Source organism: Actinopolymorpha cephalotaxi, from assembly GCF_013408535.1.
Lineage (GTDB): Bacteria > Actinomycetota > Actinomycetes > Propionibacteriales > Actinopolymorphaceae > Actinopolymorpha > Actinopolymorpha cephalotaxi.
The window spans coordinates 2,845,713-2,871,418 of record NZ_JACBZA010000001.1 but is presented as its reverse complement, the minus strand read 5'-3'; the positions used below and the strand labels follow the sequence as shown (position 1 = coordinate 2,871,418).

The following is a 25,706-nucleotide window of genomic DNA, read 5'->3' as shown; positions in this document are numbered from 1 at the left end:
GATCGCCTGTCCCGTGGCGGCCCTACCTCGACCGCTCCTCGGGCGTCGAGCAACCTGGGATTGCGGAAGGGCCGACAGCCGTCGCAGCCGACATAAGCTCTGGCGATGCGACGGTGTTCGGTGGCGGAGAGCGTCAACACGCTGGTGCGGTTCTGCGCGCGACGTGACGTGGCCGCGCTGACGCCTGGTCACCTCGGCGGGAGGGCCGACGTCGCGATCCTGTTCGGTGGAAGCGTCCTCGCCGGGGCGGCGGTGTTCGCCGACGCCATCAGGTCCGAGGTCGCCGGCTTCTACCTGATCGTGGGCGGCGAGGGGCACAGCACCGACGCGTTGCGCCGGCAGGTGCGCGACCGCACCGGGTGGCCGGACGTCGACGAGCTCACCGAGGCCGCGCTCTTCGACCGGTACCTGCGCGATCGGCACGGTCTCGCGGTGGACGCCCTCGAAGAGAAGTCCACCAACTGCGGCAACAACGTGACCAACGCCCTCGCCCTGCTGGCCGCGGGTGGTGTCAGGCACGACCGGATCGTGCTGGTTCAGGACGCCACCATGCAGCAGCGCATGGACGCCGGTTTTCGCCGGCACGTCCCGCCGACGACGACGCTGGTGAACTTCGCCTCGCACCGGACGATGGTGCGCGAGGTCGACGGTGCCGGTGCCGGTGCCGGCGCCGGCGCCGGTCTGCTGGAGTACGAGTCGGCGCCGGACGGGATGTGGGACCTCGAACGCTACGTGTCGCTGCTGCTGGGGGAGATCCCGCGCCTGAGGGACGACGCCGGCGGGTACGGGCCGTCGGGCCGGGACTACATCGCCCACGTCGACGTACCGGACGAAGTCGAGCAGGCGTTCACGCTGCTGCGGAACACCACCGGCCACACCGTTCGGCGGGTCGATCAACGGTGGAAAAGCCAGTAGGCGGCGCTGCTGACAGGATCCGCTGGAATGAGAAGGGGAATTCAAAGAGAATTCCGACGTCAGCAACTCGTAACCGATTGTCAGGCGCTCGAATGTTGCCGACTGTCAATCCGGAGTTGATCCGAACGCCTTCCCGCCAGGGTCGGACGGCTGGGCCGGGTCGTCACGGTGCTGAACGCGCGCGCGGTGACGGTGTACCTGTGGCACGAGATCGCGCTGATCGTCTGCGTGCCCCTCATCGACCTGATGTGGCAGATCCCCGCCTTCGAGAACCACCTGCCGCTGGACTCGCAGTGGTTCCTGTATCTCCTCGGCTGGCCGCTGATCGGTGTCGCCGTCCTCGCACTCGGCTGGATCGAGGACGTCGCGGCGCGCCGCAGGCCGCGGCTGAGGCCGTGACCGGCCGGGGATGACCGTAGCCGCCCGGACGGACCTGTTCAGCGCATGACGCCGGTGTGCCCAAGGGAGTAGCGTCCGGGCTGTGGCCACACGGACAGGCCGTGTGGCCCACTGCCCACGTCGATCCTGGCCAGCAAGGCGCCGTTGACGGTGGAGAGGGCGTACACGACGCCGTCGTAGCGCCCGGACAGCCAGAAGATCCTGCCGTCGGGGGAGAGGTTTCCCATGTCGGGGCTCCCGCCTCCCGGTATCCGCCACTTGCCGACCAGCCGGTCGGAGGCGAAGTCGAGCACGGAGATCGACCCTTCGTCGCGGTTGGTGATCAGGAGGCGGCGCGAGTCGCGGGTGACGTAGAGGCCGTGCGCGCCGAGACCGGTCGGCAGGAGGTTCCTGATCCTGAACGGGTTACCGGAGACCCGCCAGACTCCGTCCGCGTTCATGTCGGCAACATAGAAGGTACGGCCGTCGGGGGAGAGCTTGACGTCCTGCGGCTTGGCATCGCCGGGTAGTTCGATTCTCCCGACGATCCGCCTTCCGGCGGTGTCGACCTTGAGCAGCTCCGAAGAAAATTCACAGCTCACGACGAAATAACGTCCGTCGGCGGAGAAGTCGGCGTGGTTGACGCCGGCGCAGTCTGCGGGAGTCGAGTGCTCGAGCCGCATCGTGTGCGGGTCGCGGAAATCGATCCGGTGCAGAAGCGAGGCCATCACGACGGCATACCGTCCGTCGGGTGTGAAGTAGAGGTTGTACGGATCGTCGACGGGCACGGGTTTTCCGGCCTTGGTCGTGCGCGGATCGATCGGTGTGAGCGAGTCGCCCACGTCGTTGTTGACCCAGAGAGTGCGAAGGTCCCAGCTGGGAACGACATGCTGGGGCTGGCTGCCCACCGGGATGGTCTTGATCACCTTGAACGTCTTCGGGTCGATCACCGTGACGGTGTCGCTGTTGGTGTTGGGGACGTACACCCGGTACGGGTCCTTCCGCACGGCCGGAGCGAGCCGGCCGGGCCGGTCGGCCGCCCACACGTCGTCGGCACGCAGCGGCGGTGGCATGCCGGGCAGCCATGCGGGGGTGTGTGGCGCCGCGTGCGCCGCGGTGGCCGCGGCGCCGGGACGTACCCGGTCCGGGTTCCTGGTCGGTGTGGGGTGGGCGGTTCCGGCGGTGGTCCAGCACCCGGCCGCAGCGGTGGCCAGCACGGCCAGGACGAGCAGGGCGGAGAGCAGGTGTGCCACGGGTGGCCGGCTCATCGGAGCAACTCCGTCACCGTCACCGGTTGCAGGCCCTGGGCGCGGAGTCCGGCGACGAGCGCCGGCAAGGCTTGGACCGTGCCGGGATGCCCCATGTGCAGGCTCAGAATCGAACCGGGCTTCGCGGAGTCCACTCCGTTGCGCACGACCGCGGCCGGCCCCGGGTCGAGGTAGTCGAGGGTGTCGACGTCGTACGACAGGCAGACGCGGTAGCCGGCCCGGGCCGCCGCCGTCCGGATCAGCGGGGTGGTGTGCTGCGTCCCCGATGCGCGAAACCACGTGCCGGCGCTGCCGGTGAGCCGACGTAGGACTGCGGCGCAGCCGGAGATCTCGTCGTACGCCTGCGACTGGTCCAGCGTGCGCATCGGCAGGTGGTGCAGGGTGTGGTTGCCGAGCTCGTGGCCGCCGCGCCGGATTCTGTCCGCCATGGTGGGGTTCTGGGACAGCCAGGTGCCGACAGCCAGCACTGTCAATGGTGCCTTGACGTGCTCGGCCACGCGTAGCAGTGCTTCCGCGGTGGAGGGATCACCTGCGCCGTGGAAGGTGAGCGCCACCCGAGGTGCCGATCGTGGAGCGTGCCCGATCTCGACGACGCGGGCCGGCTTGCCTGCCCGGGTAGCCGTCGTCGGCGACTGCCGGACCGAGGCGCCGTGGTCGTCTGTGCGGCGGGGCTGTCCGGGCTGGGACGTCGCCGGTGCCGAGCGATCCCTGGGCCTCGCGGCCGCACAGGCACCGAGCAGAACACCGGCGGCGGTGCACGACACCGCACGCCACAACAGGCGGCGCCGCGGGATCGTCACGGCTCCACGATAGGGAGCGGGACCGGGCCGGACGGCACAATGGATTTTCCAAGGGCAGCTCGCCGGCCGACATGCCGACCACGCCGACCACGCTGACCAGCCGGCGGTGGCTGTGCTACCAGATCAGGTCGAGGTAGTCCTGTCCGTGCTCGCGCGCCAGCGTCAGGTTGGGGCCTTCCTCGCCCTTACCGCCGGACATGCCGACTTCCCAGCGGGCGTTGAAGGCGATGATCCACGCGGCTGCCGCGCACGCGGAGCGCCGTTCGCGGCCGTAGAGGCCGGCACCTCGGGCGGCCTGGTAGTCCTGCAGGAAGACCGCCACCTCGTCGGGGGTGGAAAGGCCGGCCCCGCTGGTGGAACTGGCCGCGTAACACGCCGCGGCGAAGCCGGCGATGACGGCCTCGGTGTCGGCGACGAGTTCCCAGTCGAAGGTGCCGACGAGCACACCGTCGAGGACGGCGGTGTTGCCGGCGTACCAGTCGGCGTGACCCACGACCAGCTCCGCGCCCTCGCGGCAGGTGAGGATCTGGTCGGACGCACGTCGCGCGTACTCGTCGAGCCAGTCGTAGCCGGCAGGAGTGACGTCGAAGTTCACGATCGGGTCGTGGGGTACGGGCCAGGGGCCGGCCTGGTATCGGCACCATGACGGGCCCGGTCCCGCTTTCTCCCGGAGGCCGGGCCGGGCACGCAGCAGGTCGATGTGCCGGGCGAGACCTTCCGCCAGCAGCCGGCGGGTGGCGGAGGCGCGTCCGGCCGGCACCTCGCCCGCGAGGAGCGTCTCCGCGGTGAGGACCCGCCCGTCGATCTCGTCCGGACCCGACAGCGGCTCCGGGCACGGGAAGCCGGCCGCGGCGAGGTACCGCTGCGCATCCCGCGCGGCGACGATCGTGTCGAGGGCGCCGACGGTGTCCGGGCCGGCCGGGGTGCGGTGCCCCTTGATCACCACCGCCCGCCCGTCGTCGAGTTCGACGCCCCACACGGCGTCGATGCGCCCGGCGCGGAACCTGACCGTACGGATGGGGCTACCGAGGTGTTCGCCGGCGTACGCGCTGAGGAAGGCCCGCAACTCGGCCACCGACTCCGTCCCGTGCACGGCGCGTTCGGTGTCGGTGGTCCGGTCCGACGCGTCGAAGTCGGCGGAGGACGGCGTGCTACTGGTATCGGCCACCCGCAGAGCTTCCCACCTGGTCCGCCTCCTGTCGCGGGCCACCACCTCGGGAGCCGCGGGCGCGACCTCCAGTGACCATCGACGCTCAGGCGTTCGGCCTCGGCGATGGGTGCCGCCGCCGGGTGAGCTGCGGATCCCTGTACTGCGTCGTCCACTGGGTGACGATCGGGTTCGAGCCTGGCCAGGCGTTCTCGGATTCGGCGGTGAGGACCAGTGTGAGGTCGGGGCCCCAGTCGGGGTGGTGGATCGAGGCGAGCGGAAGTCCGGTCAGCGGAAGCCAACGGCCGTCGACGGCAAGGCCGACGTAGGTCTGCCGGGCGAGGTCGGCCACCACCTCGAAGCGATGCCAGTCGGTGTCCGGAGGGAGGACGATGCCGGTGTCGTGGGCGGCGAGGTGTCCGTCGACCATGGTGTAGGCAAAGATCTTGCCGAAGCTGGGGTCCCAGGGGTTCAGTTTCCAGAAGGTGGCGGCCTCCAGCGTGTGCTGGTCGGCGTTCCAGAGTCGGCTCGAGCCGTCCCAGAACTGGATCATCTGGTGGGTCTGTTCGGGCAGGTGCGGCGCGGTGCTGGGGGAGGGCACGAGCGGCAGCCGGATCGAGTAGGCGTAGTGGTACGTCGCCAGGCTGATCGGGCGGTGGTCGGGCGTCCTGTCACCGAATTTGATCCGGCCGATCGCGTTGACGAAGGTCGTGATGCCACGTGGGTTCGCGGTGACCTCGCTGTGGTCCGCGGTGGAGGTGATGGCGACGTCCTCGGTGCCGCACGGCAGACCGGTCGTGCCGCCGGGATCGCACTCGGGGTCGATGCCATAGCCGTCGAGTGGACCCCGGGCTCGCCAGACCAGGGCTTCGTCGTTGTCGGGCAGGCCGCCGGGTCGGGTCGCGGTCTGCCGGGCGGTCGCGGGGCTGGCGGCAGCGAGCGCGCCGGTGCCCGACGCCAGGATCAGCCCGCCCGCGGTGAGGACGGTGCGGCGCGGGAACTGTCTGGTGTTCGGCCCTGGGTTCGACTCGGATGGACGCATCGCCGCCTCCTAACGGCCTGGCGCGACTTTCGCGCGGTGTTCCGCCGCGTCACGCTCCCACTAGCACTTCCAGCGGCCGCAGGCGGTCCGATCCTGCCGCAGGCTACTTCGGCCGGGTGGTCGGTCGAGTTCCTCGTGTCCGCGACTGCCCTACCAAGACCGGCCATCGTCGGCGCAGCCGCCGGCGTGGGTGGACTAACCGACCTGCGTGTTGGCCGTCGATCCCCGGGGCACGATCTCGCACGGCAGCCGGACGACGGTGGGTGGGACGGCCGGCTCGGCGATGCGACGGCGAAGCAGGTCGATGCCCGTCTCGACGATGGCCTGGACGGGCTGGTTCACCGTGGTCAGGTCGAAGGACTCCCAGGACGCCATGTCGGTGTTGTCGTAGCCCACCACCCACAGGTCGCCGGGAACGCCGACGCCGAGGGACCGTGCGCCGTCGAGGAGCCCGAACGCCAGGATGTCGGTGATGGCGAAGATCGCCGAGGGCGGCTTCCTCCGGGCGAGCAGCCGCTGCGCGGCGCGATGACCGTCGCTGTGGGAGAAGCCGCCGACGACGGTGTTGCGCCGGCTGACCGTGAGGCCGGCCTCGGTGAGCGCGGCGCGAAATCCCAGCTCGCGGTCCCGCGCCGTCGACACCACCAGGGGAGAGGTGACCAGCCCGACGGAGGTGTGACCGGCGTCGACGAGGTACCTGCCCACGTCGAAGGCGCCCTGCCAGTTGTCGCCGATCACCTGGTCGCAGGCGAGATCGTCGATTCCACGGTGCAGGAGGACCGTGGGCAGTCCCGACGCGACCGCGACCGAGTGCAGCGGGGAGTCGAAGGTGGCGCAGGTCAGAACCAGACCGTCGACGAGCCGCTGCTGGATGAACCGGCTGGACGCCGCGATGTCGTCGTGCTCGACGTCCCAGAGGGTCATGTGGAGCCCGAGGCTGCGCAGGCGCCGGGCGATCGCGTCGAGCAGGGTGGCGTGGAAGGGGCTGGTCACCCGGGACATGAAGACGCCGATGGAGTCCGTACGCCCGGTCTTCATCGCCCGCGCGAGCGCATGTGGGGTGTAGTTGGTCTCGGCCAGGACTTTCAGGACCCTGGCCCGCGTCTCGGCGCTGACCCGCGGATGGTTGGTGAGTACGCGGGACACCGTGGACTGGGAGACACCGGCCAGCCGGGCCAGGTCCCTGCTCGTACCCACTCGTTCCACACTCGCCATGGCAACCTCCGCCTGCGCTCGTCCTCGGAGCACAAGGAAATCACCTCACCGTCGGTGCCGTCCTAGTCCGGACGTGATCCACGCGGAACTGTTGACCACCTTGCGGGGCAAGCGTAGATACGTATTCACAACCCGATCCATCCGATGCCGAAGTCCGCCGACCACGCGGCGACAGGCACCGGCGCCAGACACCTGGCGAGGGGGACCCTTCGAGCGCGGCGCCTGCCCGCGCGACGGTCGACGATCGGAGATTCCGGTGAATCAGACGGCCTCAGCGGTGAGCCGCCGCGCCTTCGTGGCAGGGACGCTCGGCCTTGCGGGCGGGAGTCTCGTGTCCGGATGTGGCGGCAAGGCGTCGTCCTCCTCCGACGAGGTGACCTTCCTGAACTGGGACACGTTGAAGGGCACGCCCCTGGAGAAGGCGATCAGGGCGTGGGAGAAGAAGAGCGGCACCAAGGTCGTCGTCCAGCCGACGCCGACGGCGGACTACGACACCAAGATGCGGACGCTGCTGGCCGGCGGTCAGCCGCCGGACATCATGCGGATCAACGACGACTTCGTCCGGGGCTTCTCCGCACGCGGCGCCCTGCTCGACCTGAACAAGTACATCAGGAAGGACAAGCTCGACGTCACCGCGTACGCCAAGGAGTCGTTCGAGTTCGCCCGGCAGCCCAACGGGCAGCACACGGCCTGGGTCCTCGGATACCAACCCCGCTTGATGTTCTACAACGTCGACGCCTTCAAGGAGGCGAACGTCGAACTGCCGCCGACGACGTGGACCATGGACGGCTGGAAGTGGGACGACTTCGCCGACCGGGCGAAGAAGCTGACCGTGCCCGGCAAACGCTGGGGAGCGCTCGTCTACTACGACACCGGGTACGAGCAGACCTTCACCATCAACCACGGAAGCCCCACTGGCATCTTCTCCGACGACGGCACGAAGTTCACCCTCGCGGGCAGCACCGAGAGCGAGGCCCTGCAGTGGGCGACCGACCTCACCTGCAAGGAGAAGGCCCAGCCGCCCTGGTCGCAGCTGCAGCAGGACGGCATCGACAACCAGCTGTTCGCGCAGGGCAAGGTCGCGATGTACTTCGCCACCTTCGGCGCGGTGCCCTACCTGCGCAGCACCATCAAGGACTTCACCTGGGACGTCGCACCGCCGCCCGGTGACGTACAGCAGCGAACCGAGTCCAGCGTCATCGTCTTCACGATCCCGAAGGCGGCGAAGAACCCGGACAAGGCATGGGAGCTGCTGAAGTTCCTGGCGAGTGAGGAGGGCGGGAAGATCCTCCTCGAGGGCGGGCAGTTCACCCCGATCAACAACGCGGTGGCCGCCCAGCTCGGCGCGGGCGACAAGAGCCCCGCGCACCTCAACCTCTTCGGCGTGGCCGCGAAGCATCTCACCGCGCCGAACCAGACGAAGAACACGCTGGGCGCGCGGGACCTGTACCGCCCGGCCCTGGACGACGCCTACAACTGCGAGAAGCCGGTGCGCGACGTGCTGACCGGGGTCAAGGCACAGGTGGAGAAGGCCCTGCAGGGTTGAGGTTTCGCAGTATCTGCCGCGCGAACGACCGAGCCGGAACCCAGAGGTCAGGTGGAGCCCAGGATGCAGTCACTGGTGACAGCCGAGACGACACGCGAAACACCCGGCGCCACACCCGACCCTTCCCGGGTGGCGCGGCGACGGACCAACCTCACCGGCTGGCTGTTCATCAGTCCCATCGTCGTCGGCGTGGTGGCGTTCCAGTTCTTCCCGATCCTCGTGTCGATGGCGGCGTCGCTGACGAAGTGGGACGGGATCTCACCGCCGGAGTTCGTCGGGCTGTCGAACTTCACCGACATCTTCACCGACGACCCGTTGTTCTACACGACGTTGTGGAACACGACGTACTTCACGCTGGCCAGCATCCCGCTGACCGTGGGCATCGGCTTCCTCCTCGCCGTGCTCTGTGCCCAGCGGGTCCGCGGAGTCTCGTTCTTCCGGACGGCCTTCTTCGCTCCGTACGTGACGAACGTCGTCGCGATCGGCTTCGTGTGGTTCTGGTTCTTCCACCCCAGCGACGGAGTGGTCAACGGCCTGCTCCAGCAGGTCGGTATCCATGGCCCGGAGTGGCTCTCGAGTTCGACCTGGGCGATGCCGGCGGTGATCCTGGTCAGCGTCTGGCAGGGAGTCGGCTACCCGATGATCATCCTGCTGGCCGGCCTGCAGGGGATCCCGGAGATGCTGTACGAGTCGGCGAAGATCGACGGTGCGAGTTCGTTCGCCCGGGTCAGGTACGTCACCCTGCCGCTGCTGACCCCGCACTTCCTCTTCCTGCTGATCACGCAGTTCATCAGCTCGTTCCAGGTCTTCGGCCTGATCTACGTCATGACCAAGGGCGGACCCGGGCACTCCACCAGCGTCTACATCTACAACCTGTACGAGAACGCCTTTGCGTACGGGAAGATGGGCTACGCCTGTGCACTGGCGTGGATCCTCTTCGCGGTGATCGCGAGCGTGACCTACGCGCAGTGGAAGCTCCAGAACAGGTGGGTGTTCTACGCATGAGCATCGGCAGACTCAGCGTCAAGGCAGTCCTCTACGTGGTGATGCTCGTGCTCGCGGCGGCGTTCCTGCTGCCGCTGGTGTGGATGCTGTCCAGCTCCCTCAAGCCCGAGGCGCAGGTGCTGACGATCCCACCGGACTTCTTCCCGAACCACCCGCTGTGGAGCAACTACGCGGATGTCTTCGGCCGCATCCCGGTCTTCTTGTTCAACAGCGTCAAGCTCGCGGCGTACAACGTGGTCGGGATCCTGGTGGTCTCCTCGATGGCGGGGTACGCGTTCGCACGGTTGCGGTTCGCCGGCAGGGACGTGGCGTTCATGGTCCTGCTGGCCACCTCGATCATCCCCGGCATCGCCTACCTGATTCCGCAGTACATCGTCTTCCGGCAGATCGGCTGGATCGACACGCACTACCCGCTGTGGGTGCCGCGGGTGCTGACACCGGTGTTCGCGACCTTCCTGATGCGGCAGGCCTTCAAGACCGTGCCGAACGAGCTGGAGGATGCCGCGAAGATCGACGGCGCGTCGACGTTCGGGATCTACTGGCGGATCATGCTGCCCCAGACCAAGCCGGTGCTCGCGGCGATCGCAGTGTTCACCTTCCTCGACTCCTGGAACGACCTGTTCGGGCCGCTGATCTACCTGAACTCCGAGAACCTCCAGACCCTGCCGGTCGCGCTGGCGCAGTTCCAGGGCGAGTACTTCAGCCAGCTCAGCCTCCTGATGGCGGGTGCGACGGTCTCGGTCGTGCCGGTGATCATCGTGTTCCTGCTGGCCCAGCGGTACTTCATCCAGGGCATCACCATGACCGGGCTGAAATGACTTCAAGAACGAACGACGCCAACGAAGAAGGAGCAGTTCGGTGAACGATCCTGTGGTGGCAATCCAGATCGGGGCGGTGTCGTTCGTCGACGAGGGTGTCGACGCCACGCTCGACGTGCTGGCCGAACGCGGGGGTGTCAACGCGCTGTTTCTCGCGACACCGACGTGGACCCGCGGGACCGGGGGCCGCCAGGTGCCCGGCTACCCGCTGCCCGACCACGGCGTGCAGTCGTACGACCTCGGCTGGCGCGGCGGCAACTACGCCACGCCGCACCCGGAGTACTACGGCAACACCGTCCTCGGCGCGGCCGGACGGGCACCGGAGCATCCCGACCTCGACCTGCTGGCGACGCTGGTGCCTCGGGCCCGGGCACGCGGGATGAAGTCGTACGCCTGGATGGAGGAGAGTGGATCCGCCAGGGAGCTGCGCACCTACCCGAACTTCGCCAAGGTGCTCGAGGTGGACGCGTGGTCGCGGCCCGGCCTGCGGCCCTGCTTCAACAACCCCGACTACCGCAACTGGCACCTGGGTTTCGTCGAGGACTACGTGCACAGCTACGAGCTCGACGGCCTCGCCTGGTGTTCGGAACGCCCCGGACCGCTCAACCTCCTTCTGCAGGGGCCGGTCCAGGTCGGCGACGTCGGCTGCTTCTGCCCGCACTGTGCGCGGATCGGCCGGGAGCGCGGCATCGACGTGGCCCGTGCGCAGGAGGGATACCGCGCCCTGGTGGAGTGGAACGCGAAGGTCGGTGCGGGGGAGCGGCCCGCGGACGGCGCGTTCGTGACGTTCTGGCGGATCCTCCTCACCTACCCGGAGATCCTTGCCTGGCAGACGTTGTGGACCGAGAGCCAGCGCCAGCTCTACCGCGACATCTACGGTGCGGCGAAGGCGGGAGCGCCCGAGATCGAGGTCGGGTGGCACGTTTACCACAACATCTCGTTCAGCCCGTTCTACCGTGCCGACCAGAACTACGAGGAGATGGCGAAGTTCTCCGACTTCATCAAGGTGGTGATCTACAACAACTGCGCGGGCCCCCGCTTCTACACCTGGGTGAAGAACATCTGTGCGGGTCTCTTCGCCGACGCCGAGCCCGAGGACGTCTACCCGCTGATGCTCAAGCTTCTGCAGCTGGACGAGGGTGCGTACGAGAAACTACCGCAGACCGGCTTCTCGGCCGACTACGTGCGCCGGGAGACCGAGCGCGCGGTCCGGGGAGTGGCCGGCAGGGCCGCGATCTACCCTGGGATCGACATCGACATCCCGGTCGGCCAGCCCAGCGAGAACCTCGAGCCGTCCACCCATGTCGGCAAGGCCAACTGGGACACGACGCGGGGCGACCTGACGCAGTGCTCGCGGGAGTCGGTGCGAGACGCCGTGCTCGCCGCGTTCGAGGGTGGTGCGCAGGGAGTCGTGCTGTCCAGGAAGTACTCCGAGATGCGGCTGGACAACCTGTCCGGCGCGGGCGACGCGGTGCGGGCGCTGGACGCGTGATGGCCGCCTCGCAGAGGGAGCCGGCACGCAAGGACCCGTGGTATCGCCGCACCGTCCGGTGGGGGCAGACGAACCTCACCGAGAAGGATCCGGTGCGCTACGACGCACAGTGGTGGCGGGACTACTGGCGCCGGACGCGGGTGCAGGGCGTGATCGTCAACGCCGGTGGGATCGTCGCCTACTACCCGAGCACCCATCGGCTCCAGCACCGTGCGGCCTTCCTCGGGGAGAAGGACCTCTACGGCGACGTGGTGCGGGCCGCGCGGGAGGAGGGGCTCACCGTCCTCGCCCGGATGGACTCCAACCGCGCGGCCGAGGACTTCTACCTGGAGCACCCGGACTGGTTCGCCGTCGACGCCGGCAGCCGGCCGTACCGGGCCGGCGACCTCTACGTGGCGTGCGTCAACGGCCCGTACTACCGGTCGTACCTGCCGTCGGTGCTGGAGGAGATCATCGCCCGCAGTGCTCCGGACGGGATCACCGACAACAGCTGGAGCGGCCTGGACCGGGACCACATCTGCTACTGCGAGAGCTGCCGGGAAGCGTTCGGCCGCGATGTCAACCTCGCCTTGCCCGGCTCGGTGGACTGGGCCGACCACGCCTACCGGCGCTGGGTCGAGTGGAGCTACCGGCAGCGACTCGCCGTCTGGGACCTCAACAACGAGGTGACCACCCGCGCAGGGGGTCCGGACTGCCTGTGGATCGGCATGAACGGCGGCGACCTGGTGTCGCAGAGCCGCAGGTTCCGCGACCACAAGGCGATCTGTGAGCGGACCCCGATCCTCATGCTGGACTCGCAGTACAGACACGAGCAGTCCGGCTTCCAGGCCAACGGCGACAGCGGCAAGGTGCTGCACGGTCTGCTCGGCTGGGACGCGCTGGTCCCGGAGAGCACGGCGATGTACGACGCGGGAACGCCGACCTTCCGGCTGGGCAGCAAGCCCGAGCCGGAAGCCCGGATGTGGGCGGTCGAGGGCTTCGCCGCGGGCATCCAGCCGTGGTGGCACCACATCGGATCGGTGCACGAAGACCGCCGGCAGTACGCCACCGCGCCGCGGTTGTTCGGCTGGCACGAGCGGCACGAGGACGTCCTGCTCGACCGCACGCCGGTGGCCACGGTCGGGGTCGTGTGGAGCCAGCGCAGCATCGACTTCCACGGCCGCGACGATCCGGAGAGCCGCAGCCTGCTGCCCTACCGCGGGTTCACCGACGCGATGGTCCGTGCCCGGATTCCGTACCTGCCGGTGCACGCCGACCACGTGGCCAGGGACGGCGCCGGCTTCGCGGTGCTGGTCGTGCCGGACGTCGGCGTGCTCACCGAGGCACAGTGCGACGCGATCCGGGCGTACGCCGAGGCGGGCGGCGGACTGGTGGTGAGCGGGGAGTCCGGCGGATACGACGAGTGGGGAGACCGGCGCGCCGACCTCGGCCTGGCCGACCTGCTCGGTGTGCACCAGACCTGGACCCACCACGGCGACTCGGGCGTCTCGCCGGCGAACTGGGAGGCCTATCCGGCCCACACCTACCTCCGGCTTGGCCCCGGGACCTCACAGGCGGGCGATCTCGGCGACCTCGGCGCGGGCTTCGAGGACACCGAGGTGCTGCCGTTCGGCGGCAGGCTGGAGGTCGTGCGGGTGGACCCCGATGTCGCCGATGTCAACGTTGCCTTGACATGGGTTCCGCCGTTCCCGATCTACCCGCCGGAGAAGTCCTGGATGGCCACGCCGCGTACGGACCTGCCGGCGGTCGTGACCCGCTCACGCGCCAACGGGAGCAGGGTGGCCTACCTCGCGGCCGATGTCGACCGCTGCTACGCGAGGCATCACCACCCCGACCACGGAAGGTTGCTCGCCAACATCGTGCGCTGGGCGGCCCGCGACGACGTGCCGCTCGCGGTCGAGGGAGCGGGCGTACTGGACTGCCATCTCTACCGCAAGGGCGCGTCGCTGGTGCTCCACCTGGTCAACCTCGACCAGGGCGGCGCCTGGCGGGGCCGGCTCCAGGAGCTCACCCCGTCGGGCCCGTTCGAGGTGCGCGTACGGCCGCCGGAGGGTGTGTCCCTCACGCAGGCGGAGTTGCTCGTCGCCGGGGGCGAGGTCCCGCTCGGACACGACGGCGGATGGGTGTCGTTCCGAGCCGAGCGGGTCACCGATCACGAGGTGGTGGTCCTGAGCTGACGGTGCCCGAACGACGACGCCGACGGTGGCGCGTCATCCGGGCAACGCGGTCAGGCTGTCCTACTGGCCGGTGACGGCGAACCAGGCGCCGTCGGGGGAGGTGACGAAGACGATCGGGGCGAGGCAGGGGGAGGGGAGGTCGATCCTGTCCTTGATCACGGCGTCGCCGTCCGGCGTAGCCGGTGCGGTGGCTGTCGCCACGTTCACGGTGGTGGCGGCACCCTGGCTGGTGGACATGCAGCTGACGACGGCCTTGAACGCCGGGACCGGGTTGGTGCCCTGACGGCCGGAGGGTACGGGGGCGCGGCGGGCCAGGACCAGTCCTTCGACGGTGACCTGCACCCTGCCGTCGCTTCGCAGCTCGCCATGGGCGGACTCGATCTCCCACGGCAGGCCACCTCCGGGTACGGCTCGAACGGCGTTGGCGGCCCCGGTGTACGGCTCGGTGACGGGAGCCATCTCGTCGAAGGACAGAAGTTTCCGGCCGCCGCCCGCGCTCGCGGCGGCCACGGGAAGAACCAGGAACCCGGCGAGCACGCTCGCGACCAGTTGGGCCAGGCGCCGTTTCATCGTTGTCTCCGTTCCTCGGCACAGTGCTGATGTGCCCGTATCACGAGTCGCGTGGCGCAACGGTTCATACCGTTCGGGGACAGCCGGAGGAGAGCGAAGGTGCCGGATGCCGGACGTCGGCGCCCTCGGCCCGTCGGGTCCTGAGAGGGTTCGCCCATGACAACTGCGAGCACACGCCGCCGGGTGCTGGTCACCGGCGCATCAGGCAACGCCGGAAGTGCGGTCGTCCGGCTGGCCCGGGAGGCCGGTTTCGACGTACGCATGGCCGACGTCGCGCCGCCGGCGGATCACGACCTTCGTGACGTGGAGTTCGTCCGGTGTGACACACGGACGCCGGCCGACGTGGACCGGGCCGTGCGCGGCTGTGACGCGGTGGTTCACCTGGCGGCCTGGCACTGTGCGCACGAGCCGCCGGTCAGTGACGAGACGATCTTCGCCGTCAACGTGGACGGCACGTTCAACGTCGTCCAGGCCTGTCGCGACCATGGGGTCTCGTCGGTGGTCTTCGCGTCGTCGATGGCCTACGGGTGGGGCGGTGTCTACGGCGTTACGAAGGTGATCGGCGAGGACCTGTGGCGCATGCACCACGAGACCACCGGAGCGTCCGTCGCGCTGCTTCGCTACCACGACTTCGTACCCAAGCCCTACCTCGCCTGGGGTGCGATGTTGCTGCGCAACGGTGTGGACCGGCGTGACGTGGCGTCGGCCACGGTCGCCGCCCTGCACGGCGTCGTGGAGCACAAGGTGGACGTGTTCCGCACGATCGTGCACACCGCCCACGGCATGCCGGCGGCCGTCGCCGGCGACTTCGCCAACCGTGGCAGGGCATGGTGCGACGAGCAGGTCCCCGGCTCGGGTGCACTGCTGGAGCGGTACGGGATCGCGTTGCCCGCCCAGGTGGAACAGCACGACCTGACCGAGGCCGGCGAGGTGCTCGGCTGGCGGCCCGCGTACGGCATCGTCGACTTCTTGACCGACCTGCGCCAGCGCGACGCCCGCGGCGAGGACGTGACCACGTTGTGGGCACCGGGACAGACCCCCGACTGAGGGATTCAGCAGGATGGCCGCTCGGGCCGAGCAGGGCTGGCTATTGGACATCCCCGATCCGGCCCGGCCAGGCTGGGTGGCCGGCCGCGGCGCCACGGTGGATCATGCGCCGGCGACGCACCGGCAACGACCGACGACAGTGAGCGAAGGAGAGTCGATGACCGGCACGCTTGCCACTCGGAAGCTGGGCTCCACGGGCCTGGAGGTCACCAGGCTGGGGTTCGGCGCCATGGAGGTTCGCGGCGAACGGATCTGGGGTGGTCGGCCGGTCCGCGACGAGCAGGCCCGCGACATTCTCGGAGCGGTCCTGGACGCCGGGATCACGTTCGTCGACACCGCGAACGACTACGGGAAGAGCGAGGCCTACATCGGCCGCTACATCTCCGAGCGGCGTAACGAGTACGTCCTCGCGACGAAGTGCGGTTGTTCGATGATCCCGGCCGGTGACCACGACGAGACCCCGCACCAGTGGGACCGCAAGCACCTGCTGGGCAACATCGACGACAGCCTGTACAAGCTCGGCACGGACCAGGTTGACCTGCTGCAGTTGCACAATCCCTCGGTCGCGCTCGCCGAGGAACACAAGCTGGTCGACACCCTGCGCGAGATCCAGGCCTCGGGCAAGGCGAGGTTCATCGGCGCCTCGTCGACCTCGCCCGACCTTGGCACCTACATCGACTGGGGCGTCTTCGACGCCTTCCAGATCCCTTATTCCGCACTCGAACGACGCCACGAGGATCTCATCACGAAGGCGCACGCGGCAGGTGCCGGCACGATCATCCGCGGCGGTGTGGCGCGGGGCGAGCCCGGCGCCGGACTGGGCGCGGCGGACCGGTGGGACATCTGGGAGCGGGCGAAACTGGACGAGTTCCTCGACGAGGGCGAGAGCCGTACGCAGTGGCAGCTGAGGTTCACCCTCAGCCACCCCGGCGTCGACACGATCATCGTCGGCACCCTGAACCCCGCGCACCTCGCGGAGAACGTCCGGGCGGCCGCGGCGGGTGCGCTCGCCGACGACGTGTACGCAGAGGCCAAGCGCAGGCTCGACGAAGCCGGCGAATCCCCGGAGAAGGGCTGACGATGATGACCGAGAACACCGTGCCGGCACAGCGCCGGCCACTCGGGCGGTCCGGGCTCGAGGTCAGCGCGATCGGATTCGGCTGCTGGGCGATCGGCGGGCCGCACAGCCGCAACGGCGATCCGATCGGCTGGGGCGAGGTCGACGACGAGGAGTCGGTCGCCGCGATCCACGCCGCGCTCGACGAGGGCGTCACCTTCTTCGACACCGCCGACGTGTACGGCTGTGGGCACAGCGAGCGGGTGCTTGCCCGCGCCCTGCGCGGCCGGCGCGACGGTGTGGTGGTGGCCACGAAGTTCGGGTTCACCTACGACGAGGAACGCCGGGAGTCGCCGGGCACCGACGACTCTCCGGCGTACGTCCGCACCGCGTGCGAGGCGAGCCTGCGCCGGCTGGAGACGGACGTCATCGACCTGCTGCAGTTCCACCTCGGTGGTTGTGACCCGGCCGCGGCGCAGGACGTGCTGGGCGTCCTGGAGGACCTGGTCGACGAGGGCAAGATCCGTTCGTTCGGCTGGAGCACCGACGATCCCGAACGCGCCGCGATGTTCGCCGCCAGCCCGCACTGCGCGGCGATCCAGCAGGCGTTCAACGTGCTCGGCGGCAACGCCGAGACGCTCGCGATCTGCGAGGCCGCCGGGCTGGCGAGCATCGTCCGCGGCCCGCTCGGCATGGGTGTGCTGTCGGGAAAGATGAGCGGGGACACGCGATTCGCCGCCGACGACGTACGCCACGGCTGGGACTTCCGCGGAAGCCAGGCCGACACGCTCGCCGCGGTCGACCGGGTCCGTGAGGTCCTCACGTCCGACGGGCGCACCCTCGCCCAGGGCGCGCTGTGCTGGCTGCTGGCCCGCAGTCCGGCGTTCGTGCCGATCCCCGGCTGCCGTACGGTCGCGCAGGCCCGGGAGAACGCCGGCGCGCTGCGGCACGGCCCGTTGTCGGCCGACGAAATGGCGGCGGTGGAGTCCGCACTCGGACGTTAGGTCCAGGCGACAAGCCCCTGCAGGAAAGGAACCAAGCATGCGGATTCTGGTCACCGGTGCGGGCAGCAACGTCGGGAAGGGGATCGTGCCCAGGCTGCGGGCCGCCGGGCACAGCCTCGTGCTGTCCGACCTCGAGGTCCTTCCGGACACGCACCCCGGCGCGGACCTGCCGTTCGTGCAGTGCGACCTCCAGGCCGGGTTCGGGCTCGAGGGGGCCGCGCAGGGCTGCGACGTACTCCTGCACCTGCCTGCCTGGCACGGCATCCACTCACGCACCAAGACCGAGGCCGACTTCTGGCGGCTGAACGTCGACGGCACGTTCTGGGCTTTGCAGGCGGCGCGTTCGGCCGGCATTCACAGGCTGGTCTTCCTGTCCTCGCAGTCCTGGCACGCCCACTACGACAAGTACGGCTTCACCAAGCAGGTCGGTGAGGAGCTGTGCGAGTACCACCGGCGCAACCACGGGTTGCGGTACGTCGCGATCCGTCCGCACGACTTCACGCCCTGGGGAGGCGACTACCTCAACCGCTACGGCGCACGGCTGCTGTACGGCGGGGTCGACCGGGAGGACGTCCTCGGGTACGTCGAGGCGGCGGTCGAACACCTCGGGCCGGACCTCCCCGGCGGTGCGGATCCCGAAGGCCTCGTCGTGGACGCCGTACGACGGAACGCCTACGCCGAGGAGCAGGTGCGCGACTGGGAGGACGACCCGCTCGCCGCGTGTGAGCGGGTGTTCCCGGGCTCGCGTGACCTCCTCGAGCGGTACGCGATCGACGTGCGCCGCCGGCCCTCGGTCGTGGCCGGGGGCGACGAAGGCGCCGGCGCCGCGATCGGCTTCACGCCGGCGCACCACTTCGGCACGTTCCTCGACGAGCTGCGGAAGCTGGACAGCGCCGGCGGTCCGGACGCGGTGCACGCCCTCACCTGCCCCTACTGACCTCGCGAACGACCCGTCCAGGAGGTGTTGCTGCCGTCGCCGAGTCCGGCGGGACCGCCACGGCAATACCGGCCGACCTGTCCGACCTCGCCTCCACGACGGCCGCTGTGGAGCGGGTGTCGTCGGAGATCGGAGCCCCACGCGTTCTGGTGAACGCCGCGGCCACCGACGCCCCCGGACCGGCTGAGGACCTTGCCGTCGAGGACTGGGAGCGGGTCGTCCGCGTCAACCTGACCGCACCGTTCCTGCTGGCCAAGCTCGCCTTCCCGTACATGCGACAGGCCGGTGGCGGCACGATCGTCAACGTGGCCTCGGTCGCCGGGCGACGTGGATGGCCGAACGCGACCGCCTACTGCGCAACGAAGTTCGGGTTGACCGGCCTCACCCAGGCGCTGGCCGCCGAAGGTGCGCCGCACGGCATCCGGGTCATGTCCATGTATCCCGGTTCGATGGCCACGCACTGGGGCTCGTTCGAGCCGTCGGACCGTATGCGGCGCGAGCCGAGACCGGCCGAGGAGTCGCTGCCCGCACGTGAGGTCGCGGACTACATCGCGTGGCTGGTGACCGCTCCCGACCACCTCGTCGTGACCGAAGCCGTCGTGGCGCCGATCAGGGAACGAGGCTGGCCCTAGGGCTGTTGCAGCCGACCGGCCGGGTCCAAACACCGCATAGCGCACGATTACCGCCAGCTGTGTTTCTGGGCCACACTGTGAGAGATGCCGGCGGCGAGGCCGGGGTGGAACGGCCGCGCCCGCCGGTGATGTGAGGTCGCCGGGACTCCGCGGCCCAAGCAGTGTTGTCCTTCCACGGCACCTGCTCTTCCGCCCTGTGCCGGTTGAGGGATCGTCCCCCGAACGACTGTCAACGCGGGCTTGCCCGGTGAGCGACAGGACGACGGTCAGCCCGCGAGTCTGCGAGAACGCCTCGTGTGAGGTCGCGCGATTCGGGGGTGACGCCATGGCCAGGGCCAGGTCCGAGCACGTCGACGCGGTGGTGGTCGGTTCCGGATTCGGCGGGTCGGTTTCTGCTTTCAGGCTTGCCGAGGCGGGACTGCGGGTCATCGTACTCGAACGCGGCAAGGCGTATCCGCCCGGCTCGTTCCCACGCTCGCCGGCCGACTTCTCCCGCGCCTTCTGGGATCCCAGCGAGGGACTGCAGGGGCTGTTCGACGTGTGGACGTTCCGGGGGATCGAGGCGGTGGTGTCCGCGGGCCTCGGCGGCGGTTCGCTCATCTACGCGAACGTGCTGCTCCGCAAGGACGAGCGCTGGTTCGTGCACGAGTCCCCGATCCCCGGCGGCGGCTACGAGTCGTGGCCGGTCACCCGCACCGAGCTCGACCCCCACTACGACAGCGTGGAGCGGATGCTCGCGCCGCAGCGCTTCCCGCTCGACGCCCAGGGCTACGACGGGACAGGCAAGACGATCGCCATGCGCCGTGCCGCGAAACGCCTCGATCTCGACTGGCAGTTGCCGCCCCTGGCGGTGTCCTTCGCACCCGTTCCAGGCCAGGCACCTGTGGTGGGCGCGCCCATTCCCACTCCGGAGTACGGCAACCTGCACGGTCTGCCACGGCGTACCTGCCGGCTGTGCGGGGAGTGCGACATCGGCTGCAACGACGGCGCGAAGAACACTCTCGACCACACCTTCCTGTCCGCCGCGCAGCATCACGGCGCCGACCTGCGCACCCGGTGCGAGGTACGCACCCTGTCCCCGCGTGCGGAGGGAGGGTACGAGGTCCGGTACGTCGTACACGAGCCGGATCGGGAGGGGCGGCGCACCCGCACCAGCAGGCTGCCGCTGCACACCCTCACCTGCGACAAGCTCGTACTCGCCGCCGGGACGTTCGGGACCACCTACCTGCTGCTGCGCAACCGCGCGGCGTTCCCCGGGCTGAGCGGCGCGCTCGGCACCCGGTTCTCGGGCAACGGCGACCTGCTCACGTTCGTGAAGCACGCGCGCGAGGGCGGGCGTCCGGAGCGCCTGGAAGGCAGTCGTGGCCCGGTCATCACCAGCGCCATCCGGGTGCCGGACGCCGTGGACGGCGGCGGTGGCCGCGGCTACTACGTGGAGGACGCCGGCTATCCGGGCTTCGCCGACTGGCTGGTCGAGACCACCCGGGCGGATCGTTCGCTGGGACGGACGATCCGGTTCGGGCTCCAGCGGCTGCGGGCGCGGCTGGAGCACTCGCCGAAGACCGGGATCAGCGCCGAGGTCGCCGCACTGCTCGGGGCCGGTGACACCTCCGCGGCGACCCTGCCGCTGATCGGCATGGGACGGGACGTGCCCGACGGGAAACTGTTCCTGGACCGCGGCTACCTGGAGTCGACGTGGACGCTCGCCACGTCCGAGGAGTACTTCACCCGCATGCGGGACACCATGCGCGCCATCGCCGACGCCGCGGGCGGAGGCTTCGCGGACAACCCGCTGTGGTGGGGCAAGCGCGTCATCACCGTGCATCCGGTCGGAGGGGCGCCGATGGCGGACCACCCGGGCGCTGGGGTGTGCGACGCGACCGGGCAGGTGTTCGGCTATCCGGGGATGGCGGTCGCGGACGGCTCGCTGATGCCCGGTCCGGTCGGGCCCAACCCCTCCTTCACGATCGCCGCCCTCGCCGACCGTGCCTGTGACCGGCTGCTGTCCGGGCGGGTTTCGCGTGGCGTCAGCGCACCCGGCCCGGCGCCGCGGGTGCCCGCGCAACGACGTACCACCGCGGACGTCACGTCGCTGTCGTTCACCGAGGAGATGAAGGGGTTCGCCGCGCTCGGCGTGACCGATCCGGAGCAGGGCGCACGACTGGGCCGCGCCCGCGGCGACCGGCTGGCGTTCCGCCTCACCATCACCGCGGACGACGTACAACGGTTCGTCGCCGACCCCGCCCACGAGGGCCGGGCGGAGGGCTGGATCGAGTGCGACCTGCTCGGCGGGAGGCGTCCGGTGAGCCGGGGAGTGTTCAACCTGTTCACCACCGACGGCGACCACACCCGCCGGGCGATGCGCTACCGGCTGTGGTTCACCGACGGCGGCGGCAACCCGGTGACCCTCGTCGGGCGGAAGGACGTGCACGACGATGCCGGCGCCGACCTGTGGCCGGACACGACGACGTTGTACGTCCGGCTGCTCGGCGGCCACGTCGATCCGGCGGCGGACGACCGTGCCGACGTGCTCGGCGCCGCGGTCATCACCATCGCGCCGCTGGACTTCCTGCACCAGTTGACGACGTTCCGCACCCGCGGGCCGGACGGGCCGACGGCGCTGGCGGCGTTCGGCCGGTTGTTCCTCGGCGAGCTGTGGTCGGTGTACGGGTCGAGGACGCAGGCCGCCGAGCCGGAAGGCGCTGTGCACGAAGGTGCTCTGCGGGAGAACGCTGTGCGGGAAGGGTCGGAGGAGCGCCGATGAGGCCGGGCGACCTCACCGAGTCCGCGCTCGGGTTCGCCAGGAGACAACCGGTGCGGTGGCTGTCGCCGGGACAGTTGCGGCACACCGCGACCAAGCTGGTGATCTCGGAGATGTTCGGTGCGTACGCCGACAAGCGCGAGTTGCAGGGCACCTTCGACCAGCCGTTGCTGACCTGTCAACCCGAGGCTGACGAGCTGTGGCTGGACTTCGTCGCCGACCTCGGCGACGGCTTCGACGCGACGTACACGATCGCCTGGCTGCTCGCCCACGACAAGCTCGAGGTCGCACCCGCCCACCGGAACGGCAACGGCAGCGGCAGCGGCAACGGCAGGTTGACGCTGCCGCGTTCCGCGCTCCTGCTGATGGGCGGCGACGAGGTGTACCCGACGGCGTCCACCCGCGAGTACGAGGACCGTACGAAGGGCCGCTACCGCGCGGCGCTGCCCGAGCCGGCCGGCCCGGGTGAGGACTCATCGATGCTGCTCGCCCTGCCCGGCAACCACGACTGGTACGACGGGCTGACCTCGTTCCTGCGGGTGTTCTGCCAGGGCCGGGCGATCGGCGGCTGGCAGACCGGCCAGCCCCGTTCGTACTTCGCCGTCCGGCTGCCGCGGCGGTGGTGGCTGGTGGGCGTCGACATCCAGCTCGAGGGGTACGTGGACGAGCCACAGTTGCGGTTCTTCGCCGAACAGGTCCGGCCGCGGCTGCGGCCAGGCGACGGCGTCATCGTGGCCACCGGCAAGCCGAGCTGGGTGGACACCGCCACCGACCCGGACGCGTTCGGCACCCTCGACTACCTGCAGCGCCGGCTGCTCGAGGACTCGGGTGCGCAGGTGCGGCTGTGGGTGTCGGGCGACAGCCACCACTACGTGCGGTACGCCGAGCGGGACGGGTCGCGGCAGATGGTGACGTGCGGGCTGGGTGGCGCCTACCTGTCGGCGACCCACGCGATGCCCGCGTCGCTGGAGGTTCCGCCGGTGCGGTCCAGAGCGCGGGAGAAGTCCGAGCCGCTGACCGTGGACCTGGCGGACTCGGCGTACCCGGACCAGCAGACCTCGCGCCGCCTCGGCCGGCAGGTGTGGGGCATCCCGTGGCGCAACAGCGGCCTGGCCGGGCTCGCGACCCTCCTGCAGGGTGGGCTGCTGGTGCTGCTCGTCGCCGCCCTGGCCCTGACGACGCGACGGCCACCGGTGGCGGCTTTGCGTACCGGCGACGTCGGCGACGTGCTCGGTCTCGGCCTGCGGATCGGGCTCGTCGTCGCGGCCGCGGTGGTGGTCGACGTGGCGTTCGCCCTGGTACGCAGGCGGCGCCCGGTCCTCGCCCGAGCGCCGGCGACGCTCGTCGCGGCCGAGGTCGTCCTCGCCCTCGTCGTACTCGCCGGGCTCGCGGCGGTCCCGTTGCCCGCAGGGGTGCCGGGGCTGGTCGCGGCGGTGGCCGCCTTCGCCGCGGCCGTGGTGGTGGCCGGGATCGCCGGCGTCGAACTGTTCGCCGGCTGGCTGTTCGCCTACCGGGACCTGCCCGTCGTCCGTGGCTGGATCTTCTCCGGGCGGGGCATCGAGGACCACAAGGGCTTCCTGCGCATGTACATCGGCCGCGACGGCTCGCTCACCGTTCATCCGGTGGTCGTCGACACGGTCTGCCGGACGTGGAGGGCGACCCCCGACGCCGAGCCGAACGCGGCCTGGATCGCGCCCGCCGGCGAGCCGCCCGTCCCCAGGCTCGCCGAGCCGCCGTTCCGCGTTCCCCGGAGTGGCCCCCGGTGTGCTCCCGGGCAGGCTCCCCGGAAGGAACCTCGATGACGGTCACCGCGGCGACGGATGCCGCCGCGCGCCACCACACCACCATCCACCCGTTCCGGGCGCTGGACGGCGTGCCGCTGACCCTCGTGCACGTGGAGAATTCGGAGGGTACGGGGCGCACCGCACGGCGCGGGCCCGTACTCGTCGTGCACGGCTCGGGAGTGCGCGCGGAGCTCTTCCGCCCACCGCTGGAACACACCTTCGTCGACGCGCTCCTGGCCGCGGGCTGGGACGTGTGGCTGCTCAACTGGCGCGCGTCCATCGACCTTCCCCCGCTGTCCTGGACGCTGGACGACGCCGCCGCCTACGACCATCCGGCCGCGGTACGGGAGGTGTGCCGGCTCACCGGGCGGGACCGGATGAAGGCCGTCGTCCACTGCCAGGGCTCGACGTCGTTCACGATCTCGGCGGTGTCCGGTCTGGTGCCCGAGGTCGACACGATCGTCTCCAACGCGGTGTCGCTGCACCCGGTGATCCCGGACTGGTCCCGCTTCAAGATCGGGTTCGTGGCGCCGGTCGTGTCCCGGTTCGTGAGCCACGTGTCGCCGGCCTGGGGTGACCGGCCCGTCGGCCTGTTCGCCCACCTGATGCGTGATCTCGTACGCGCCACCCACCGGGAGTGCCGCAACACGGTCTGCCGGATGGTGTCCTTCGTGTACGGGGCGGGCTTTCCCGCGCTGTGGTCGCACCGGAACCTCGACGAGACGACTCACCAGTGGATCCGCGGGGAGTTCGGCGACGTGCCGCTCACCTTCTTCGCCCAGATGCGCCGATCGGTGAACGCCGGCCACCTCGTGCCGGTGCGAAACCTGCCCGGCCTTCCGGCGTCGTACGTGGCCGGGGCACCCAGGACGGAGGCGCGCTTCGTGTTCGTCGCGGGGGAGGACAACCGCTGCTTCCTGCCCGCGAGCCAGCAACGCTCCTTCGACTTCTTCGCCGGGCACCGTCCCGGCAGGGATGCCCTGCACCTCCTGCCCGGCTACGGGCACCTGGACGTGTTCATCGGTCAGAACGCGGCCCGGGACACCTACCCACTCATCCTCGAGGAGCTGGCCCGATGAACGGTTCTGCGAACGGTCGCGTGCTCGGCAACGTACTCGGCAACGCACTCGGTACTGTCAACGGCTCGTTGCTTCGCGCCGCCGGCCTGGCGTTCCGGCTCGCGCCCTCACCCGTGCCGCGCCGCCAGCGGCGCGAGGCCGGTCGGCACGCACTCGTGGACGGCGTGCCGTTCGTGATGCCGGTCGACTCCCGGGGCACCCCGGCCATGATGGCGGCGTTCAGCATCGACGGCGACGCCGCGGCGGCGAAACTGCCCGGGGACGAGCTGCACCCGTTGCGGCTGGCCAACGGCCGCGGCGTGCTCCTCGTCACGGTCCTCAGCTACCAGCACACCGACATCGGACGCTACATCGAGTACTCCATCGGCATCATGTGCACGCACGGCGTCCGCCCGGCGCCGCGGCTGCTGCCCGGTCTGCTGCGCGGGAGGTTCGGCACCGGGCTCTACCTCCTCGACCTGCCGGTGTCGACCGAGATCTCGGTCAAGGGCGGCAAGGGCATCTGGGGCATGCCCAAGCACCGGGCGCCGCTGAGCTTCGACGTCACCGACCGCAGGGTCGCCGCGCAGTACGACAGCGACGGGCTGCTCGCCGCCCGGGCGGAGATCGACCGGCCGTCGTTCGGGCCGCTTCCGCTGCGGGCGGCGGCGGTCGCCTACGCGTCGTTCCGCGGCATGCTGATGCGGTCCACGATCTACTTCACCGGCGACGCCTACGTCGCGGTGGCGCCGCGCGCGACCGGGCGCCTCGTGCTCGGGGATGCGCCGGAGGTCCGGTCGCTGCACGACCTGGATCTCGGCGAGTTCCCGATGTTCACGGCGTACCTGCCCGCGGTCAGCGGGTTGCTCGACGACCACGTGGAGTCGTGGTTCCTCACCTCGGACCGTCGCATCCGTGAGCGGCCCGAGGGACTGGAGAGCGTCGTCGACCTCGGGCTGTCGGAGGAGTGGCCGCCGGCGCCGGTGGCGAAGGTCTGACGCGCGACCCGCCCCGGGGTGACCCGCCCGAGGTGACCAGGCCCGGTCGTATCGC

The 25,706-nt window shown here is 70.1% G+C and carries 22 protein-coding genes; 16 read left to right on the top strand and 6 right to left on the bottom strand.

The features are described from left to right. The first annotated feature begins 105 nt into the window (after positions 1 to 105). Positions 106 to 915 (top strand): ElyC/SanA/YdcF family protein, encoded by an 810-nt coding sequence (locus FHR37_RS12870; protein ID WP_092882518.1) that lies wholly within the window; start codon positions 106 to 108, stop codon positions 913 to 915. A gap of 168 nt (positions 916 to 1,083) precedes the next feature. Continuing rightward, a complete protein-coding gene (locus FHR37_RS12865; RefSeq protein ID WP_237768679.1) occupies positions 1,084 to 1,314 on the top strand; it encodes a hypothetical protein in 231 nt (76 codons plus the stop codon). Positions 1,315 to 1,352: 38 nt separating this feature from the next. Here FHR37_RS12865 and FHR37_RS12860 read toward each other — a convergent pair whose 3' ends face one another. The 5 genes from FHR37_RS12860 to FHR37_RS12840 form a co-directional block, all read right to left on the bottom strand. After that, on the bottom strand, positions 1,353 to 2,561 hold the full coding sequence (locus FHR37_RS12860) for a YVTN family beta-propeller repeat protein (protein ID WP_092882519.1): 1,209 nt from the start codon (positions 2,559 to 2,561) through the stop codon (positions 1,353 to 1,355). Continuing rightward, a complete protein-coding gene (locus FHR37_RS12855) occupies positions 2,558 to 3,361 on the bottom strand; it encodes a polysaccharide deacetylase family protein (protein WP_092882520.1) in 804 nt (267 codons plus the stop codon). Before FHR37_RS12855 ends, FHR37_RS12860 begins: the two co-directional genes overlap by 4 nt. A gap of 115 nt (positions 3,362 to 3,476) precedes the next feature. Further along, entirely contained in the window at positions 3,477 to 4,529 is a 1,053-nt protein-coding gene (locus FHR37_RS12850) for an aminoglycoside phosphotransferase/kinase family protein (protein WP_092882521.1), read from the bottom strand. 85 nt (positions 4,530 to 4,614) lie between these two features. Continuing rightward, entirely contained in the window at positions 4,615 to 5,550 is a 936-nt protein-coding gene (locus tag FHR37_RS12845; protein ID WP_092882522.1) for a hypothetical protein, read from the bottom strand. 195 nt (positions 5,551 to 5,745) lie between these two features. Further along, positions 5,746 to 6,765, bottom strand: a complete 1,020-nt coding sequence (locus FHR37_RS12840; protein WP_092882523.1) for a LacI family DNA-binding transcriptional regulator — start codon at positions 6,763 to 6,765, stop codon at positions 5,746 to 5,748. A gap of 277 nt (positions 6,766 to 7,042) precedes the next feature. Between FHR37_RS12840 and FHR37_RS12835 the strand changes: the two genes are divergently transcribed. From FHR37_RS12835 to FHR37_RS12815, 5 genes are all read left to right on the top strand, one after another. Beyond that, the gene (locus FHR37_RS12835) at positions 7,043 to 8,311 is read left to right on the top strand and encodes an ABC transporter substrate-binding protein (RefSeq protein WP_175542426.1); all 1,269 of its coding nucleotides are present in this window, start codon (positions 7,043 to 7,045) and stop codon (positions 8,309 to 8,311) included. A gap of 129 nt (positions 8,312 to 8,440) precedes the next feature. Further along, positions 8,441 to 9,316 (top strand): carbohydrate ABC transporter permease, encoded by an 876-nt coding sequence (locus tag FHR37_RS12830; RefSeq protein ID WP_237768680.1) that lies wholly within the window; start codon positions 8,441 to 8,443, stop codon positions 9,314 to 9,316. Further along, the gene (locus FHR37_RS12825; RefSeq protein ID WP_092882525.1) at positions 9,313 to 10,134 is read left to right on the top strand and encodes a carbohydrate ABC transporter permease; all 822 of its coding nucleotides are present in this window, start codon (positions 9,313 to 9,315) and stop codon (positions 10,132 to 10,134) included. Before FHR37_RS12830 ends, FHR37_RS12825 begins: the two co-directional genes overlap by 4 nt. A gap of 40 nt (positions 10,135 to 10,174) precedes the next feature. After that, positions 10,175 to 11,626, top strand: coding sequence for a hypothetical protein (locus FHR37_RS12820; RefSeq protein ID WP_139238873.1), 1,452 nt, complete (start codon positions 10,175 to 10,177; stop codon positions 11,624 to 11,626). Beyond that, on the top strand, positions 11,626 to 13,803 hold the full coding sequence (locus FHR37_RS12815; protein ID WP_092882527.1) for an alpha-amylase family protein: 2,178 nt from the start codon (positions 11,626 to 11,628) through the stop codon (positions 13,801 to 13,803). The genes FHR37_RS12820 and FHR37_RS12815 overlap by 1 nt, the downstream gene beginning before the upstream one ends. A gap of 60 nt (positions 13,804 to 13,863) precedes the next feature. Here FHR37_RS12815 and FHR37_RS12810 read toward each other — a convergent pair whose 3' ends face one another. After that, complete coding sequence (locus tag FHR37_RS12810; RefSeq protein ID WP_092882528.1) at positions 13,864 to 14,373, bottom strand: hypothetical protein; 510 nt, start codon at positions 14,371 to 14,373, stop codon at positions 13,864 to 13,866. Between the two features lie 156 nt (positions 14,374 to 14,529). Here FHR37_RS12810 and FHR37_RS12805 point away from each other — a divergent pair, with 156 nt between their 5' ends. From FHR37_RS12805 to FHR37_RS12765, 9 genes are all read left to right on the top strand, one after another. After that, positions 14,530 to 15,420, top strand: coding sequence for an NAD-dependent epimerase/dehydratase family protein (locus FHR37_RS12805; RefSeq protein ID WP_202884519.1), 891 nt, complete (start codon positions 14,530 to 14,532; stop codon positions 15,418 to 15,420). Between the two features lie 157 nt (positions 15,421 to 15,577). After that, entirely contained in the window at positions 15,578 to 16,498 is a 921-nt protein-coding gene (locus tag FHR37_RS12800; RefSeq protein ID WP_092882530.1) for an aldo/keto reductase, read from the top strand. 2 nt (positions 16,499 to 16,500) lie between these two features. Continuing rightward, on the top strand, positions 16,501 to 17,481 hold the full coding sequence (locus tag FHR37_RS12795; RefSeq protein ID WP_237768681.1) for an aldo/keto reductase: 981 nt from the start codon (positions 16,501 to 16,503) through the stop codon (positions 17,479 to 17,481). A gap of 37 nt (positions 17,482 to 17,518) precedes the next feature. Continuing rightward, positions 17,519 to 18,418 (top strand): NAD-dependent epimerase/dehydratase family protein, encoded by a 900-nt coding sequence (locus FHR37_RS12790; RefSeq protein ID WP_092882531.1) that lies wholly within the window; start codon positions 17,519 to 17,521, stop codon positions 18,416 to 18,418. Next, entirely contained in the window at positions 18,406 to 19,050 is a 645-nt protein-coding gene (locus FHR37_RS12785; RefSeq protein WP_092882532.1) for an SDR family oxidoreductase, read from the top strand. The genes FHR37_RS12790 and FHR37_RS12785 overlap by 13 nt, the downstream gene beginning before the upstream one ends. A 325-nt stretch (positions 19,051 to 19,375) precedes the next feature. Beyond that, a complete protein-coding gene (locus FHR37_RS12780; RefSeq protein WP_092882533.1) occupies positions 19,376 to 21,814 on the top strand; it encodes a GMC oxidoreductase in 2,439 nt (812 codons plus the stop codon). Continuing rightward, entirely contained in the window at positions 21,811 to 23,613 is a 1,803-nt protein-coding gene (locus tag FHR37_RS12775) for a metallophosphoesterase family protein (RefSeq protein WP_092882534.1), read from the top strand. The genes FHR37_RS12780 and FHR37_RS12775 overlap by 4 nt, the downstream gene beginning before the upstream one ends. After that, entirely contained in the window at positions 23,610 to 24,674 is a 1,065-nt protein-coding gene (locus FHR37_RS12770; protein WP_092882535.1) for an alpha/beta fold hydrolase, read from the top strand. The genes FHR37_RS12775 and FHR37_RS12770 overlap by 4 nt, the downstream gene beginning before the upstream one ends. After that, on the top strand, positions 24,671 to 25,651 hold the full coding sequence (locus tag FHR37_RS12765) for an acetoacetate decarboxylase family protein (protein WP_092882536.1): 981 nt from the start codon (positions 24,671 to 24,673) through the stop codon (positions 25,649 to 25,651). The genes FHR37_RS12770 and FHR37_RS12765 overlap by 4 nt, the downstream gene beginning before the upstream one ends. Positions 25,652 to 25,706: the final 55 nt, after the last annotated feature.

What these genes read in the sequence shown, in the direction of transcription:
- FHR37_RS12870 (WP_092882518.1), top strand. Translation starts at nt 106, where the DNA reads ATGCGACGGTGTTCGGTGGCGGAGAGCGTCAACACGCTGGTGCGGTTC.
- FHR37_RS12860 (WP_092882519.1), bottom strand. Translation starts at nt 2,561, where the DNA reads ATGAGCCGGCCACCCGTGGCACACCTGCTCTCCGCCCTGCTCGTCCTG.
- FHR37_RS12845 (WP_092882522.1), bottom strand. Translation starts at nt 5,550, where the DNA reads ATGCGTCCATCCGAGTCGAACCCAGGGCCGAACACCAGACAGTTCCCG.
- FHR37_RS12840 (WP_092882523.1), bottom strand. Translation starts at nt 6,765, where the DNA reads ATGGCGAGTGTGGAACGAGTGGGTACGAGCAGGGACCTGGCCCGGCTG.
- FHR37_RS12825 (WP_092882525.1), top strand. Translation starts at nt 9,313, where the DNA reads ATGAGCATCGGCAGACTCAGCGTCAAGGCAGTCCTCTACGTGGTGATG.
- FHR37_RS12815 (WP_092882527.1), top strand. Translation starts at nt 11,626, where the DNA reads ATGGCCGCCTCGCAGAGGGAGCCGGCACGCAAGGACCCGTGGTATCGC.
- FHR37_RS12810 (WP_092882528.1), bottom strand. Translation starts at nt 14,373, where the DNA reads ATGAAACGGCGCCTGGCCCAACTGGTCGCGAGCGTGCTCGCCGGGTTC.
- FHR37_RS12805 (WP_202884519.1), top strand. Translation starts at nt 14,530, where the DNA reads ATGACAACTGCGAGCACACGCCGCCGGGTGCTGGTCACCGGCGCATCA.
- FHR37_RS12800 (WP_092882530.1), top strand. Translation starts at nt 15,578, where the DNA reads ATGACCGGCACGCTTGCCACTCGGAAGCTGGGCTCCACGGGCCTGGAG.
- FHR37_RS12795 (WP_237768681.1), top strand. Translation starts at nt 16,501, where the DNA reads ATGATGACCGAGAACACCGTGCCGGCACAGCGCCGGCCACTCGGGCGG.
- FHR37_RS12790 (WP_092882531.1), top strand. Translation starts at nt 17,519, where the DNA reads ATGCGGATTCTGGTCACCGGTGCGGGCAGCAACGTCGGGAAGGGGATC.
- FHR37_RS12780 (WP_092882533.1), top strand. Translation starts at nt 19,376, where the DNA reads ATGGCCAGGGCCAGGTCCGAGCACGTCGACGCGGTGGTGGTCGGTTCC.
- FHR37_RS12775 (WP_092882534.1), top strand. Translation starts at nt 21,811, where the DNA reads ATGAGGCCGGGCGACCTCACCGAGTCCGCGCTCGGGTTCGCCAGGAGA.
- FHR37_RS12770 (WP_092882535.1), top strand. Translation starts at nt 23,610, where the DNA reads ATGACGGTCACCGCGGCGACGGATGCCGCCGCGCGCCACCACACCACC.
- FHR37_RS12765 (WP_092882536.1), top strand. Translation starts at nt 24,671, where the DNA reads ATGAACGGTTCTGCGAACGGTCGCGTGCTCGGCAACGTACTCGGCAAC.